This is a genomic window from Microcoleus sp. A2-C3 (assembly GCF_036706065.1).
Classification (GTDB): domain Bacteria; phylum Cyanobacteriota; class Cyanobacteriia; order Cyanobacteriales; family Microcoleaceae; genus Microcoleus.
This window is the reverse complement of the sequence record NZ_JAUBVX010000007.1, coordinates 71867-84619: the sequence shown is the minus strand read 5'-3', so window position 1 is coordinate 84619 and position 12753 is coordinate 71867. Positions and strand designations below refer to the sequence as shown.

General features: G+C 45.2%; 11 protein-coding genes. 7 read left to right on the top strand and 4 right to left on the bottom strand.

From position 1 onward, the window contains the following. Nucleotides 1-55: 55 nt before the first annotated feature. The 3 genes from QUB66_RS06315 to QUB66_RS06305 all read left to right on the top strand — a co-directional run bounded on the left by QUB66_RS06315 (nt 56) and on the right by QUB66_RS06305 (nt 4102). Nucleotides 56-2251, top strand: a complete 2196-nt coding sequence (locus tag QUB66_RS06315) for a molybdopterin oxidoreductase family protein (protein WP_265233468.1) — start codon at nt 56-58, stop codon at nt 2249-2251. Nucleotides 2252-2852: 601 nt separating this feature from the next. Further along, nucleotides 2853-3158: an RNA recognition motif domain-containing protein gene (locus QUB66_RS06310; RefSeq protein WP_265233469.1), complete on the top strand. Its 306-nt coding sequence runs from the start codon at nt 2853-2855 to the stop codon at nt 3156-3158. 482 nt (nt 3159-3640) lie between these two features. Beyond that, a complete protein-coding gene (locus tag QUB66_RS06305; protein ID WP_265233470.1) occupies nt 3641-4102 on the top strand; it encodes a phosphate-starvation-inducible PsiE family protein in 462 nt (153 codons plus the stop codon). Between the two features lie 134 nt (nt 4103-4236). On the opposite strand, the gene rimM is transcribed toward QUB66_RS06305, so the two are convergent. The 3 genes from rimM to QUB66_RS06290 form a co-directional block, all read right to left on the bottom strand. Next, complete coding sequence (rimM, locus tag QUB66_RS06300) at nt 4237-4884, bottom strand: ribosome maturation factor RimM (protein ID WP_265233471.1); 648 nt, start codon at nt 4882-4884, stop codon at nt 4237-4239. A gap of 173 nt (nt 4885-5057) precedes the next feature. Continuing rightward, a complete protein-coding gene (locus QUB66_RS06295; RefSeq protein ID WP_265233472.1) occupies nt 5058-5690 on the bottom strand; it encodes a response regulator in 633 nt (210 codons plus the stop codon). Between the two features lie 163 nt (nt 5691-5853). Beyond that, on the bottom strand, nt 5854-7128 hold the full coding sequence (locus QUB66_RS06290) for a molybdopterin molybdotransferase MoeA (RefSeq protein ID WP_332966819.1): 1275 nt from the start codon (nt 7126-7128) through the stop codon (nt 5854-5856). Nucleotides 7129-7240: 112 nt separating this feature from the next. Between QUB66_RS06290 and QUB66_RS06285 the strand changes: the two genes are divergently transcribed. The 4 genes from QUB66_RS06285 (at nt 7241) to cobO (ending at nt 9961) form a co-directional block, all read left to right on the top strand. Beyond that, nucleotides 7241-7861: a hypothetical protein gene (locus QUB66_RS06285; RefSeq protein WP_265233475.1), complete on the top strand. Its 621-nt coding sequence runs from the start codon at nt 7241-7243 to the stop codon at nt 7859-7861. A 145-nt stretch (nt 7862-8006) separates the two neighbouring features. Next, the gene (locus QUB66_RS06280) at nt 8007-8597 is read left to right on the top strand and encodes a Uma2 family endonuclease (protein ID WP_265233476.1); all 591 of its coding nucleotides are present in this window, start codon (nt 8007-8009) and stop codon (nt 8595-8597) included. Between the two features lie 90 nt (nt 8598-8687). After that, nucleotides 8688-9266, top strand: coding sequence for a Uma2 family endonuclease (locus QUB66_RS06275; RefSeq protein WP_332966820.1), 579 nt, complete (start codon nt 8688-8690; stop codon nt 9264-9266). 59 nt (nt 9267-9325) lie between these two features. Further along, nucleotides 9326-9961 (top strand): cob(I)yrinic acid a,c-diamide adenosyltransferase, encoded by a 636-nt coding sequence (gene cobO, locus QUB66_RS06270; protein WP_332966821.1) that lies wholly within the window; start codon nt 9326-9328, stop codon nt 9959-9961. 9 nt (nt 9962-9970) lie between these two features. On the opposite strand, the gene QUB66_RS06265 is transcribed toward cobO, so the two are convergent. Then, on the bottom strand, nt 9971-12709 hold the full coding sequence (locus tag QUB66_RS06265) for a glycosyltransferase family 39 protein (RefSeq protein WP_332966822.1): 2739 nt from the start codon (nt 12707-12709) through the stop codon (nt 9971-9973). Nucleotides 12710-12753: the final 44 nt, after the last annotated feature.

Sequence of the window (12753 nt, the reverse complement as noted above, 5' to 3'; positions counted from 1 at the left end):
TGACGAGTTACGAATTATGCATTAGCTTTCAAAAATTAGCATCTAAAATCACCAGATGGAAACTATAAAAACTCTTTGCCCTTATTGCGGTGTAGGTTGTGGTCTAGAAGTTGTTCCCGACAAAAAACAAACTTGGAAAGTTCGGGGCGATCGCAATCACCCATCGAGTCAGGGTATGGTTTGTATTAAGGGAGCAACGGTAGCAGAGTCTATTAGGAGCGATCGGCTACTTTATCCAATGATCCGAGATTCTCTCGACCAACCGTTTCGCCGCGCTAGCTGGGACGAAGCTCTCGATGCCATTGTTAACCGCATCCAAACAATTCGCTGCACCACCGGCCCCGATGCTATATGCGTTTACGGTTCGGGTCAATTTGCTACAGAAGATTATTATGTTGCCCAGAAACTGATGAAAGGTTGTCTGGGCACTAATAATTTTGATGCGAATTCTCGCTTGTGTATGTCTTCAGCAGTTTCGGGATACGTTCAAAGTTTTGGTTCAGACGGGCCACCTTGCTGTTACGACGATTTAGAATTAACAGATTGCGCTTTTATTATTGGCAGCAATACAGCGGAATGCCATCCAATTGTATTTAACCGGTTAGCAAAGTACCATAAAAAGCATCCAAATGTCAAGATGGTTGTGGTAGATCCCAGGCGGACTCCGACTGCTGAAGCGGCGGATTTGCACTTAGCAATTAAACCGGGTACGGATATAGATTTACTTAACGGAATTGCATATTTGCTGTTGCGCAGGAAAGCAATAGATCCTGATTTTATTCAAGAATGCACGGCGAATTTTTCAGCTTTTGCTGAAGTTATTAGCAGCTACACGCCGGAGTTTGTAGCCTCGCGCTGCGGCATTACTGTCAGCGAATTAGAAACGGCGGCTAACTACTGGGAACAGTCGCAGCGGGTTTTGTCGCTGTGGTCGATGGGCATCAATCAGTCGTCGGAAGGCACGGCAAAGGTGCGATCACTAATTAATTTGCACTTGATGACCGGTCAAATTGGCAAACCGGGATGCGGCCCGTTTTCCCTGACCGGCCAGCCAAACGCGATGGGAGGTAGGGAAGCGGGAGGACTCTCTCACTTATTGCCTGGATACCGATTTGTGAAAAATGCCGAACACAGAACCCAAGTCGAGGAGTTTTGGGGAATCGCACCGGGAAGTATTTCCCCAAATCCCGGCCGCACTGCTTGGGATATGATCACCGGTTTGGAAACTGGCGATGTCGAGTTGCTGTGGATTGCAGCCACCAATCCGGTAGTAAGTATGCCGGATTTGGAACGGACAAAAGCTGCTTTGTTGCGATCGCCCTTTACCATTTATCAAGAAGCCTACTATCCCACGGAAACCTCAGCCTACGCCCACATCTTACTACCAGCAACGCAGTGGAGCGAAAAAACTGGAGTGATGACGAATTCCGAACGCCGCGTCACGCTTTGTCCCGGTTTCGATTCACCATCCGGGGAAGCGCGCGATGACTGGCGGATTTTCGCAGAAGTCGGCCGCCGCTTGGGTTTTGCCGAACACTTTGCTTTCGACAGCAGCGCTGACGTATACAAAGAGTACGTGCAGTTGACAGGGGGCAGACCTTGCGACATGACAGGCCTCAGCCACGAGTATTTGCGCCTCCAAGGCCCGCAGCAGTGGCCTTGTCCCGAAAATGAGCCTGTGCATCCAGCCAACGAAGCGAAACGCCTGTATACTGACAGGCGTTTTCACACTCCTGACGGGCGGGCGAGATTTTCGGCCTATCACTCGCGGGGACTGGCAGAACCTCCCGATCCAGACTATCCGTTTGTGTTGACGACAGGCAGAGTTTACGGACACTGGCACACGATGACGCGCACGGGGAGAACTGACAAAATTAATCAATTGCACCCCGCTCCATTTTTGGAAATTCACCCCCGCGATGCTGCTAAATTGCAAATTAAGGAGGGTGATTTGCTAGAAGTTCGATCGCGCCGCGGCAAGGGGCAGTTTCCCGCAAAAGTCACAAAGGCGATCGCCCCTGGTACCCTATTTGTACCGATGCACTGGGGTTCTCTGTGGGCAGAAAGTGCTGAAGCCAATGCCATGACTCATGCTGCAAGCTGTCCAGATTCTAAACAGCCCGAGTTAAAAGCTTGTGCGGTGCAGTTAGTGTTGGTTGGGGCAGAAACTGGGGCGGAAGTTGTCGAAGAAGTTGCTACAGAAGTTGGGGAGTTTAATTGGGCAAAATCCACCGTCACCGTCAATTCTTGAGCTACTGTCCAAATTTGGTATCTTAAAACTCACATAGTGGCACCAATCTCATCACCTGGGTTTCTTGCCACAGAATTACGTAAAATCGTAGTTTTTTGTCAAGAAACCCGGTTTCTGGGCCCTAGAGTACGGCACAATCGCGGGGTGCTCTACGGTCATCAAGGAATTGTGAGCCTTTACCAGAAAGAATTGGTTTAAAGCCGGAATCCTTAAAGGCGAGAAATTAAAATCAGACTATTCATTACTCCAATCCTTTTCCTTCTAGGTAGAGGTAGAGGTCGCTGTCAACTGTCAACTGTCAACTGAATGAAGCACCCGACAAGCTGCGTTCTGCGGCAGAGCTCGCGAATCAAGAAAATTAAATTTATTTTTTCTGGTTTTTCCTGCTTTATTCGGGGTTTTTCCTTGTTCCTTGTTCCTTGTTCCTTCTTCCTGGTTCCTTCTTCCTTTTTTTTAGTCGATCGAGCGGATCAAAAAATTGCAGTTTGCACCTATAGGTGCTATGATATTTTTATAAGGCTTTATTTTCGGCAGTACAGTTCGTTCGATCGGCGTTCCTCCGGATTTAAATCTCTACAACCTCGATTCTGGAGAATGTTCAATGTCAATCTATGTCGGCAATTTATCCTACGAAGTAACGCAGGAGCACCTCAGCCAAACTTTTTCAGAGTACGGAACAGTAAAGCGCATTCAATTGCCTGCTGACCGCGAAACAGGTCGGATGCGTGGCTTCGCTTTTGTAGAAATGTCTACTGAAGCAGAAGAAACCGCAGCCATTGAGGCTCTTGACGGTGCTGAGTGGATGGGTCGCGACCTCAAGGTCAATAAGGCAAAACCCCGTGAAGAACGTGGTTCGTCCAACAGCGGTAACTGGGGCAACAACGACCGCTCTTCTCGCCGTTACTAAACCCACCCAAGCTAAAAATTTAGCTTAACCGTGTGTTCGACAGGGCGAAAATGCAGTCAACAATCATTCTTTGTTGAGAATAGATAGTTAGTCCTGCGATCGTACCGCGTCTTAAAGTCCTCAAAATATTGCTAGACAATAGTTTGAGGATTTTTTATGGAAAAAATTTATTAATCAGGAGTTCGACGGTGTGCGATCGATTCCTAGCTGATGCGAAAAACTGTAAAATATAACGCAATACGGTTTAGTTAGCGCTTTTTTACGAACGAATTAAATTTCACGATTGTGTGGGAGATACAAGTCTCTCTTGGCAGCCAAATTGTTCTTAAATGAACTGTATTGAAATATAACGGGTAGAGAGAACCCGCTTCCCCACAGCCCTGGTGGCACAACGAAACAAGCAATCATAGAGTTTCAGGATTGCCAAGTGCACCAAACGATGACAGAATCATCAATGAATGAATGATTACTAAATCACGGGTATGCTGAAAAAACTATTTAGGCAAATTTCTAAGCTAGGTAGCGATGAAGACTTTCTTCATTTTGCGGAAAGTGTAGAAGTCATAATATCGAAAATTTTATCGCTGGCGATGATTTTGGTAATTATGGTCAGCGTTTGCGATTTGCTGCTTTTTTTAGCAAAAGAATTGTTTAATGACCATGAGACTTTTTTGTTAAAAGATACGTTGTTTGTCATATTTGGGTTGTTTTTAAATGTTTTAATTGCTCTGGAAATATTAGAAAATATTACAGCTTATCTCAAAAAGCACGTAATTCAAGTAGAGCTGGTTATTGTAACTTCATTGATAGCAGTATCTCGAAAAATCATCATTCTTGACCTGGAAAAAAAAACCGCAGCCGACTTGATTGGTTTGGCGGCGGCAATTTTCGCCCTTTCCATCAGTTACTTGATAGTGCGATACGCAAATAAATCAAATGATTAATATTGGAAATTGGGCATTGGGCATTGGGCATTGGGCATTGGGCATTGTTAATAATTAATACCCAATCCGGCTTAGCCTGAATAATCCTTTCCTTTATTTTGTAGAAGACTGGGCGGTTTCAACCGCCGTCTTGTCTAAATGTCTTCCAACAAACCAGGAGGAGGAACAATTTCAATTCTGCCTTTTTCCAAGTCAACAATTGGCACAATCTCTTCCACAAAAGGAATCAAGATTTTCGTTGATTTAGGTTCTTTAACGCGGATTTTCCTTGGTTTGCGGGTATTTCTGGGGTCAGCGTTTGCTTTGGGAGTTTCAGGGCGTTTTGGCTTTTCTAATCCTGGGGCGACAGGTTCCGGCGCTGTTAAATCTGTTTCTACTTCTAAAAGGTCGTTACCTGCGGGAATAATATCACTTACCTTACCTAAGATTTCCCCGGTTAACTGGTTAAAAACTTCCATACCGATCAAATCTTGCACGTAAAACTCATCAGATTCGAGGTAAGGTCGATCGCCCTTTTCGATGAATAACTTACAGCCCCGCAGCGCTTCAGCACCATCGCGGTCTTCAATACCCTCCACCTCTACAGCATACAACCCTTTGCCCGGAATGTAGCGACCACCCAAAAACTCGATCGGTTCCGGTTCAGTTTTCTTCGGGCGCCAAAGCCACCGCTTTCCCGGTTCAATAAACCTTTCCGGGAAATCCGAATCGGGATAGACTCGCAATTCCCCATTCAAACCTTGAGCTGCTACAATTGTACCGATTTCTATCCACTCAGACATAGATTCTATTACTCAAATTGCTACTAATTGATCGTGAAAATTTGGAATTACGAATTTGGAATTACGAATTGCGAATTGGTAACTGAAAAACGTTGAATTATTTTTCTTCTTTCTTCCCTCTTCCCTCTTCCTTCTTCCTTCTTCCTTCTTCCTTCTTCCTTCTTCCTTCTTTTTTACACCAACCCCGTCCTCAGCGCTACAACGGCTGCTTGCACGCGGTCATCCACAGCCAACTTATTCATAATACCGCGAACATGAGTTTTAATAGTATTTGGGCTCAAATAAAGCGCCGCGGCAATTTCTGGATTGCTGTTACCTTCCACCATTAATCTTAACACTTCCAATTCCCGCTGTGACAACTGACCAAAAGTAGTTGTAGAGGCAGGCATCGGCGGTTTGAGGTGTTCGATGACAGTCCGAGCAATTTGAGGATCAAGATATGTAGCCCCCTCTGCTGCCGCTGCAATCGCGGCTAACAGCCTATCTACGGAAGCACCTTTAATACAATAAGCATCAGCCCCGCTAGAAAGGGCAGCAATAATTTCAGTTTCAGCCGTATGAGAAGTTAACATTACCACTCGAACTTCCGGCAGTTGTGCTTTAATTTGCTGCGTCGCTGCTATGCCGTCCAGTCGCGGCAAACCGATATCCATCACAATAATATCAGGTTTTAGTTTCAGTGCGGCTGCTACACCTAAATAACCGTCTTCTGCTTGTCCTACTATTTCTATTTCTGGGGAATCGGCTAAAACTTGCTCTAATCCCAGTTGCATCATCGGATCATCTTCAACAATTAAAATTCTCATAATATGAAGGAATAGGGAAGAAGGAAGAAGGAAGAGGGAAGAAGGAAGAGGGAAGAGGGAAGAAGGAAGAAGGAAGAGGGAAGAGGGAAGAAGGAAGAGGGAGGAAAGAATAAAAAAAGAGTACCGATTATGAAACTAATGACTAATGACTAATGACTACTGACTACTGACTAACTTTTAAAACTTCAACGAATTCGCCGGGCCAAACCCAGGTTTCCGTTGGTGGCAAAACTGCTAAACCAGTTGTATTGGCGAGGTTAATTAAATTGGCTGAATTTTGGCTGCCACTAGCAGGTTCAAATTCCCAGACTCCGGCAACTAAATGTAGTTTACCCCAAATGTAAGTTTCGCGCTTGCCGTGCGAGCGCAATTCAACATCACATCGAGCCCGCACAAACTCCGGGCCCCAAGCATCCGCGCCCAGCCCAGACATCTTTCGCAAAGCAGGCACAACAAAGCGCCAACAACAAACTAAAGCTGAAACCGGATTTCCCGGCAAACCAAAATAGAGACAATCCGAACTCGAAATCGGCGAATCGGATTTTTTTTCATCTCGTTTAAACTGAGCAAACGTTAAAGGTTTTCCCGGCTTGATCGCCACAGAGCTTATGTGAATCTGACCTCCCAAATTAGCCAATATTTGATCAATATAATCGTAATCTCCTACCGATACACCGCCAGTCGAAAGTACCACATCTGCGGTAGAAACAGCCTTAGCGATTGCCTTGGTTAGCGCATCTTTACTGTCAGGAACAATCCCCAAGCGAATCGGCTCAAATCCCATTTGCGCCAACAAAACAGTCAAAGCATATTGATTCGAGTCAACCAGTTTTCCCGGTGCTAAAGGTTCGTCTGGCGATACCAATTCATCACCAGTCGAAAAAATTGCTACTCGCAAACGCCGATAAACTGGGACTTGAATGCACTGTGCAGTTGCTAACACCGCTATTTCTGGGGCGTTGATAATTGTACCGGGAGTTAGCAAAGTTGTTCCTGCTTGATAAAAAGCGCCTTTGTGCCTGACAAATGCTTGTGGCTTTTCAGGACAAACTAGGATAAAAATACGATCGCCCTCACGCCTTGTTTCTTCCTGCATTACCACCGTATCAGCACCATCCGGCATCATCGCACCCGTAAAAATCCGTGCTGCTTGGCCCGATTGTACCGTACTTTGAGGCAGATATCCCGCTGGAATATCCTCAACTACTTCAAGTACCGCTGGTTTTTCGGCGCTGCAATTTTCCACATCAGCAAACCGCACCGCGTACCCATCCATTGCCGAATTGTCCCAATAGGGAAAATCGAGGGAACCGGTGACGGATGCAGCCAAAATGCGCCCCGATGCTGCCAACAAGTCTACAATTTCTACATCCCGCTGACTGTCGAGGGGTTGCGCTAAATTTAGAACGATCGATTCTGCTTCTTTTACTGACAGCATCAGTGTCACCCTGTTTGACAAGACTCTTCTTAGTTTAGCAAATCAGCAGCTATAGTGGAAAAGTATTTTTTTATTCGGCTGCGGTAAACTTTCCTTTCGTTGTCCCTCGCTTATGACTATTTTTCGCTCAGCTTTTCGACTCAATTGTTTGTCTCTCTTGCTGGTGGGATTTCTGGTTGTCTTGACTCAGTTGTCAGGCTTGCAAGTCAGCGATTTATTTTTTCACCCTTTTTTCTCCCCCAATCCCAATGTCGCCTTATTAACTCGCACATTTCAAGTATTATGTGCTGTACCAGTCATTGTTTGTAGCTTTAGCTATGGATTGGCTAACACTATGCAGCCGCGCCCTTCAAAACATCGATTTATTCTGTTCTCTGCTTTGTTGACAGGCGCATTTCTGATCAATGAAATTTACAGGATTCATCTATACATTGGCGCTTTGGGAATTCGCAAGTTAGGAGTTAGTTTGCTGTACGCTATTTTTGTCTTCTCCTACGGATGGTTTTTTCGGCGAGAACTAAAGTCTACTCCCTACAAAATCTTGTTAGCTGGATTGGGCTTGTTGTTTTTTGCGATCGGCATGGACGCGCTGCATTTAAAAAGTAAAATATTAGCTAGTATGTTAGAAGGAGTTCCTAAGTTGTTGAGTGAAATCAATATTGCATTTTATTATTGGTATGTCTGCAAATCTTTCCTCGAAAAAGCTTTTTACGACCAGATAAACAGGTTTTAATAACTTTGTGATATAATGCTAGCACAAGGATCTCCCAAAATCTTCCCGCTTCAAAAATAGCATTTCGACTTTACGATTTATACAACCTGCATCGATCGACGTTTATCTGCGATTAAAATACTCCAAGTGCAGCCTCTAAAATACCATGTTAGCAGTCACCATTAACTTTAATGCGATCGCCCAAATCACCGACGACCAATTTTATCAACTGTGTCGCCAAAACCCCGATGTCAAATTTGAACGCAACGCCAAAGGAGAAATCACCGTCATGTCACCCACAGGAGGAGAAACCGGCAATTACAATTCCGAAATTAATGCAGATTTTGTGATTTGGAACCGACAAGCTAAACTGGGAGTTTGTTTCGATTCTTCAACTTGTTTCAAACTACCCAGCGGTGCAAATCGTTCTCCCGATGTCTCTTGGATTAAACAAGACAGATGGGATGCACTCACCCCCGAACAAAAACAAAAATTTCCTCCCATCGCCCCAGATTTTGTCCTAGAGTTAATGTCGCCGACTGACAGTCTCAAAGATACTCAAAACAAAATGCAAGAATACATGGACAACCAAGTAAAATTAGGCTGGTTAATCAATCGTAAAACGCGCCGAGTTGAAATCTACCGCCAAGGACAAGAAACAGAAATTCTGGAATATCCGACAGAACTTTCAGGAGAAGACATTTTGCCCGGTTTCGTGCTAAACTTGCAAGCAGTCTGGCCTGTAATGCAAAATTAGGTTTTACAAGATTTTTTGGCGAACAGACAACCTGCATCGATCGACGTTCATCTGCACTTAAAATAATCCAAATGCAGCCTCTAAAATACCATGCTAGCAGTCACCATTAACTTTAATGCGATCGCCCAAATCACCGACGACCAATTTTATCAACTGTGTCGCCAAAACCCCGATGTCAAATTTGAACGCAACGCCAAAGGAGAAATCACCGTCATGTCACCCACAGGAGGAGAAACCGGAAACAGCAATTTTGAAATAGCTACTGATTTTGGAATTTGGAACCGACAAGCTAAACTGGGAGTTTGTTTCGATTCTTCAACTTGTTTCAAACTACCCAGCGGTGCAAATCGTTCTCCCGATGTCTCTTGGATTAAACAAGACAGATGGGATGCACTCACCCCCGAACAAAAACAAAAATTTCCTCCCATCGCCCCAGATTTTGTCCTAGAGTTAATGTCACCAACTGACAGTTTAAAAGATACTCAAGACAAAATGCAAGAATACATGGACAACCAAGTAAAATTAGGCTGGTTAATCAATCGTAAAACGCGCCGAGTTGAAATCTACCGCCAAGGACAAGAAACAGAAATTCTGGAATGTCCTACAGAACTTTCAGGAGAAGACATTTTGCCCGGTTTCGTGCTAAACTTGCAAACACTCTGGGCTTAACTAGACATCCTAAATATATCAGCGTTTATTTGCGTTGATCTGCGGTTAAAATAAATCTCATGGAAACCAATACAGAAACAACTACGACGACTGGCTTAACTGCCGAACAGCATAAACAAAAAATGCAGCGCCGACAAGAAGTCCAGGCGAAGCGAATTGCTAATGCTGCGGAAGACAAAGGCTTAATTATTGTCAATACGGGTAACGGTAAAGGCAAAACTACGGCTGCTTTGGGTATGGTTTTGCGATCGCTCGGTCACGGCTACCGCGTCGCCATAGTACAATTTATCAAAGGAGCTTGGGAACCGGCAGAGAAAGCCGTTTTTGAACTCTGGGAAAATCAGCTAGAATTCCATGCAATGGGTGAAGGTTTTACCTGGGATACGCAAGACCGCAATCGAGATATCGAAACAGCTCAAAAAGCCTGGGATAAAGCTCTAACTTTTATCTGTAATCCCGAATTTAAATTAGTCTTACTAGATGAAGTCAATATAGCATTAAAGCTGGGTTATTTGCAAGTCGAGCAAGTGCTCGCAGGCTTAGACCAAAAACCAGTAGACTCTCATGTGATTCTAACAGGCCGAGGCGCGCCACCAGAATTGATTGAACGCGCCGACTTGGTGACGGAAATGACTTTGGTTAAGCATCCATTTCGAGAACAAGGCATTAAAGCTCAAGCAGGTATTGAGTATTAATCTTACTTGTTAGATTTTCAACTGTTTTAGGAATTGCAAATCTTGCCACGCTTGGATGAGATTGCCTTGCATCAAGGCTGCTAAACCGTTTAAAACTCTAATTTCTGGCTGGTTGGGGTTGAGGGCTAGGGCGGGTTTTAAGGCAGTTTCAGCGGCTTTGGGATGCCAGCCGTAAAGCTGGACGAAGGCGAGATAAGCATAAGCATAGGGGTTTTGAGAGTCGAGTTGGGTGACTTTTTCTAAAGCTGCGATCGCACTTTCGACATTCTGCTGCAATACTGTAGAAAATGCCAAAGCATAAGCCCATTCTAGATTATTCGGTTCCTGCTTCAGCCGATATGCTAACGCTTGTTGCGCTTGCACGGTATAATCCTGAGTTGGATCGTACTGATTAATGCGTCCAATTTCCTCAAACACTGGTTCTAAACCGGGCAATCCTTTCGGTAAATTAACCGCCATCTCGCGCAATTGAGTTACCAAATCTAACTCCGGCATATCTTCGTTTGCTGGGACTTGTTTGGTGATTTTCAAGTTTTTCTCATTTTCGCTCCCCCTTCGAGTGTGGGAAGCAATAACCGCAGGCTCAGCGTCAATTTTAAGCGTTACCTGCGGCACTTTCATCGGATAAGTTTCGCCGGTTTTGCGATTCAGATAAGTAGCTTGCAGACTGTAACTTCCCGGTGCAATATTAGCAGGAGTCAGCATCGCGGTGCGATCGACAACTCGGAATCCCACAGCAAATTTATCCGCTTCCAGCATCCCCGGATGCAAAGTCCCCTGGGCGATCGCGCGATCGTGTAAAATCCTGAAAGTCTGTCCCGGTGGAATATCACCAGACTGCTGATTTTGCCACGTTAACAACACTAAACCAGACTGCAACTGCTGCCAAGGCCCTGACCAAATATAAGTAACCGGCAGCGCTACACCGGGAACAGGTTTTGCCAGGACAGTCACTTGCTCTAATTGTACTTGCGATCGCGCTTCAGGCAACGGCTGTACTTCCACCGCGTGCGATCGCTTGCGATAAAGATTCAAATTAGTATTGTCAGGCAAAACCCAACTTTTTTGCAACTGAAACTTGCCGCCAGTTTCAATCGTCGCCACTGCTGCATTTTGAGCTTTTTTAATCCGTTCCCGAATCGAACCTTGCGGGCCAGTTTTAGTTACAAACCAAGAAAGCGATCGCACATCTTGCGGCACTTCTTTTAAATTAGTTCCCACCTGCCGCCCGTAAACCTGAAAATTCGCCAAAGCACCATAATAATTCAAATTATGCTGGTTAATTTCCGGCGTCGAAGGCAACACGCCCAAAGTCGATTGCAAATAAGGTTCCGTCTCGATAATTTCCGCAATTACTTCTTGGTGTGGCCACTCTTTCCCTAAGTAAGGATAGCTGGAATTGCCGGGACTAAAAACTTGGACTAAGCTATTTCCAAAACCACCTCCCAGCGGCCAGATATGAAACAGCATCGCCAGAATTGCCAAGCCAATTGTTCCCCAACGAATTTGCTTTCCCCAACGTTGAGGCCACAGGGTTAAACAGTAGGCTAAAAAGATTGCGACTATTGGTAAATAAGGTATCACATATCTGTCATCTTTGTTGATATTTAGGGAATTAATTAAATAAGATCCTACCCAAAATACCGCCAGCCACCGACAGGAGTTAAGGTACAAGATTGATTGACTATCGGCTTTGTTTAGCCAATAATACAGTATAAATCCAACTAAGGGAATCAGTAACAGAGGCCAGGAAACCTGTTCGGGTAAGTGTTGAATATAGTAAATCCAAGCACCGATGGTATTCAAGCCCGGATCTCCTTCGGCGATCGCAGAATCCAGCGTTGCCCGTTTTCCCCCGGTCAAAATTAACAGCCAATTGGTTTTCGCCCACGGGCCAAACACCGCCGCCGACAGCAACAAAGCACCAGCTAATTGAGCTAATCTCCCCCAAGCTTTTTGCCGCACTGCACCAACCGCCAACCACAGAATCGGCGTAAACAAAAATAATACTGTAGTGTGTTTAACTAATATTGATAAACCCAGAGAAATCCCAAAGGCGATCGCCCAAAAGAAAGAAGAGGGGGAGAGGGGGAGAGGGGGAGATTGGGAGATTGGGAGATTGGGAGATTGGGAGAGGGGGAGAGGGGGAGAAGAGGGAGAGAATTTATGCTTCTTTTTAGTTCCTTCTTCCAACTTCAGTCTATCCGTTACATCCGCTACAAAATCCGCTGCCGAACCTTCTTCCTTCCACATTGTCAGACAATAGAAACAAAAAGTAATGGCAGCAGTGAGGGGGAAATCAAGTAAAAATTGCAGGCGAAACCGATAAAGTCCCGGCAACAAAACGCAAATTGCAGCAGCCCACAAACCAACTTGCCGATTAAATAATTTGGTGCCCAAATTGTAGACTGAGGCGAGCAGAATAGCACTAAATAATAAATGAACGAGGGTTGCCCGATCGCCCCCAGCGCCAAAAATATGCAAAAACGGCACCGTTAAGATGTACACCAAAGGCGGAATTTTCGTTGACAGCAGCCAGAAATTTGTCCACCACTCCCCAGACAACCACAGAGGATGCTGCAACGCCTGGAAGTAATTCAGGGTGCTGGTGAGGTATTCTGCTTGATCCCAGGCGGGTACAGAGCGATCGAGGGCAAACCAGAGGCGATCGCTAATTGCCCCCAGCAGCCAAATTATGCCTAAGATCAGCATACTCTTGCCCCGGCTGTCTCGATGTTGCAGTGCCATTGCGATTGTTGGATTTTAGGTTGCAGCTTTAGCTTACAGGTGGG

Bases quoted from the DNA above. Each gene is read 5' to 3' on its own strand.
- QUB66_RS06315 (WP_265233468.1), top strand. From the start codon at position 56: ATGGAAACTATAAAAACTCTTTGCCCTTATTGCGGTGTAGGTTGTGGT.
- QUB66_RS06310 (WP_265233469.1), top strand. From the start codon at position 2,853: ATGTCAATCTATGTCGGCAATTTATCCTACGAAGTAACGCAGGAGCAC.
- QUB66_RS06305 (WP_265233470.1), top strand. From the start codon at position 3,641: ATGCTGAAAAAACTATTTAGGCAAATTTCTAAGCTAGGTAGCGATGAA.
- rimM (WP_265233471.1), bottom strand. From the start codon at position 4,884: ATGTCTGAGTGGATAGAAATCGGTACAATTGTAGCAGCTCAAGGTTTG.
- QUB66_RS06295 (WP_265233472.1), bottom strand. From the start codon at position 5,690: ATGAGAATTTTAATTGTTGAAGATGATCCGATGATGCAACTGGGATTA.
- QUB66_RS06290 (WP_332966819.1), bottom strand. From the start codon at position 7,128: ATGCTGTCAGTAAAAGAAGCAGAATCGATCGTTCTAAATTTAGCGCAA.
- QUB66_RS06285 (WP_265233475.1), top strand. From the start codon at position 7,241: ATGACTATTTTTCGCTCAGCTTTTCGACTCAATTGTTTGTCTCTCTTG.
- QUB66_RS06280 (WP_265233476.1), top strand. From the start codon at position 8,007: ATGTTAGCAGTCACCATTAACTTTAATGCGATCGCCCAAATCACCGAC.
- QUB66_RS06275 (WP_332966820.1), top strand. From the start codon at position 8,688: ATGCTAGCAGTCACCATTAACTTTAATGCGATCGCCCAAATCACCGAC.
- cobO (WP_332966821.1), top strand. From the start codon at position 9,326: ATGGAAACCAATACAGAAACAACTACGACGACTGGCTTAACTGCCGAA.
- QUB66_RS06265 (WP_332966822.1), bottom strand. From the start codon at position 12,709: ATGGCACTGCAACATCGAGACAGCCGGGGCAAGAGTATGCTGATCTTA.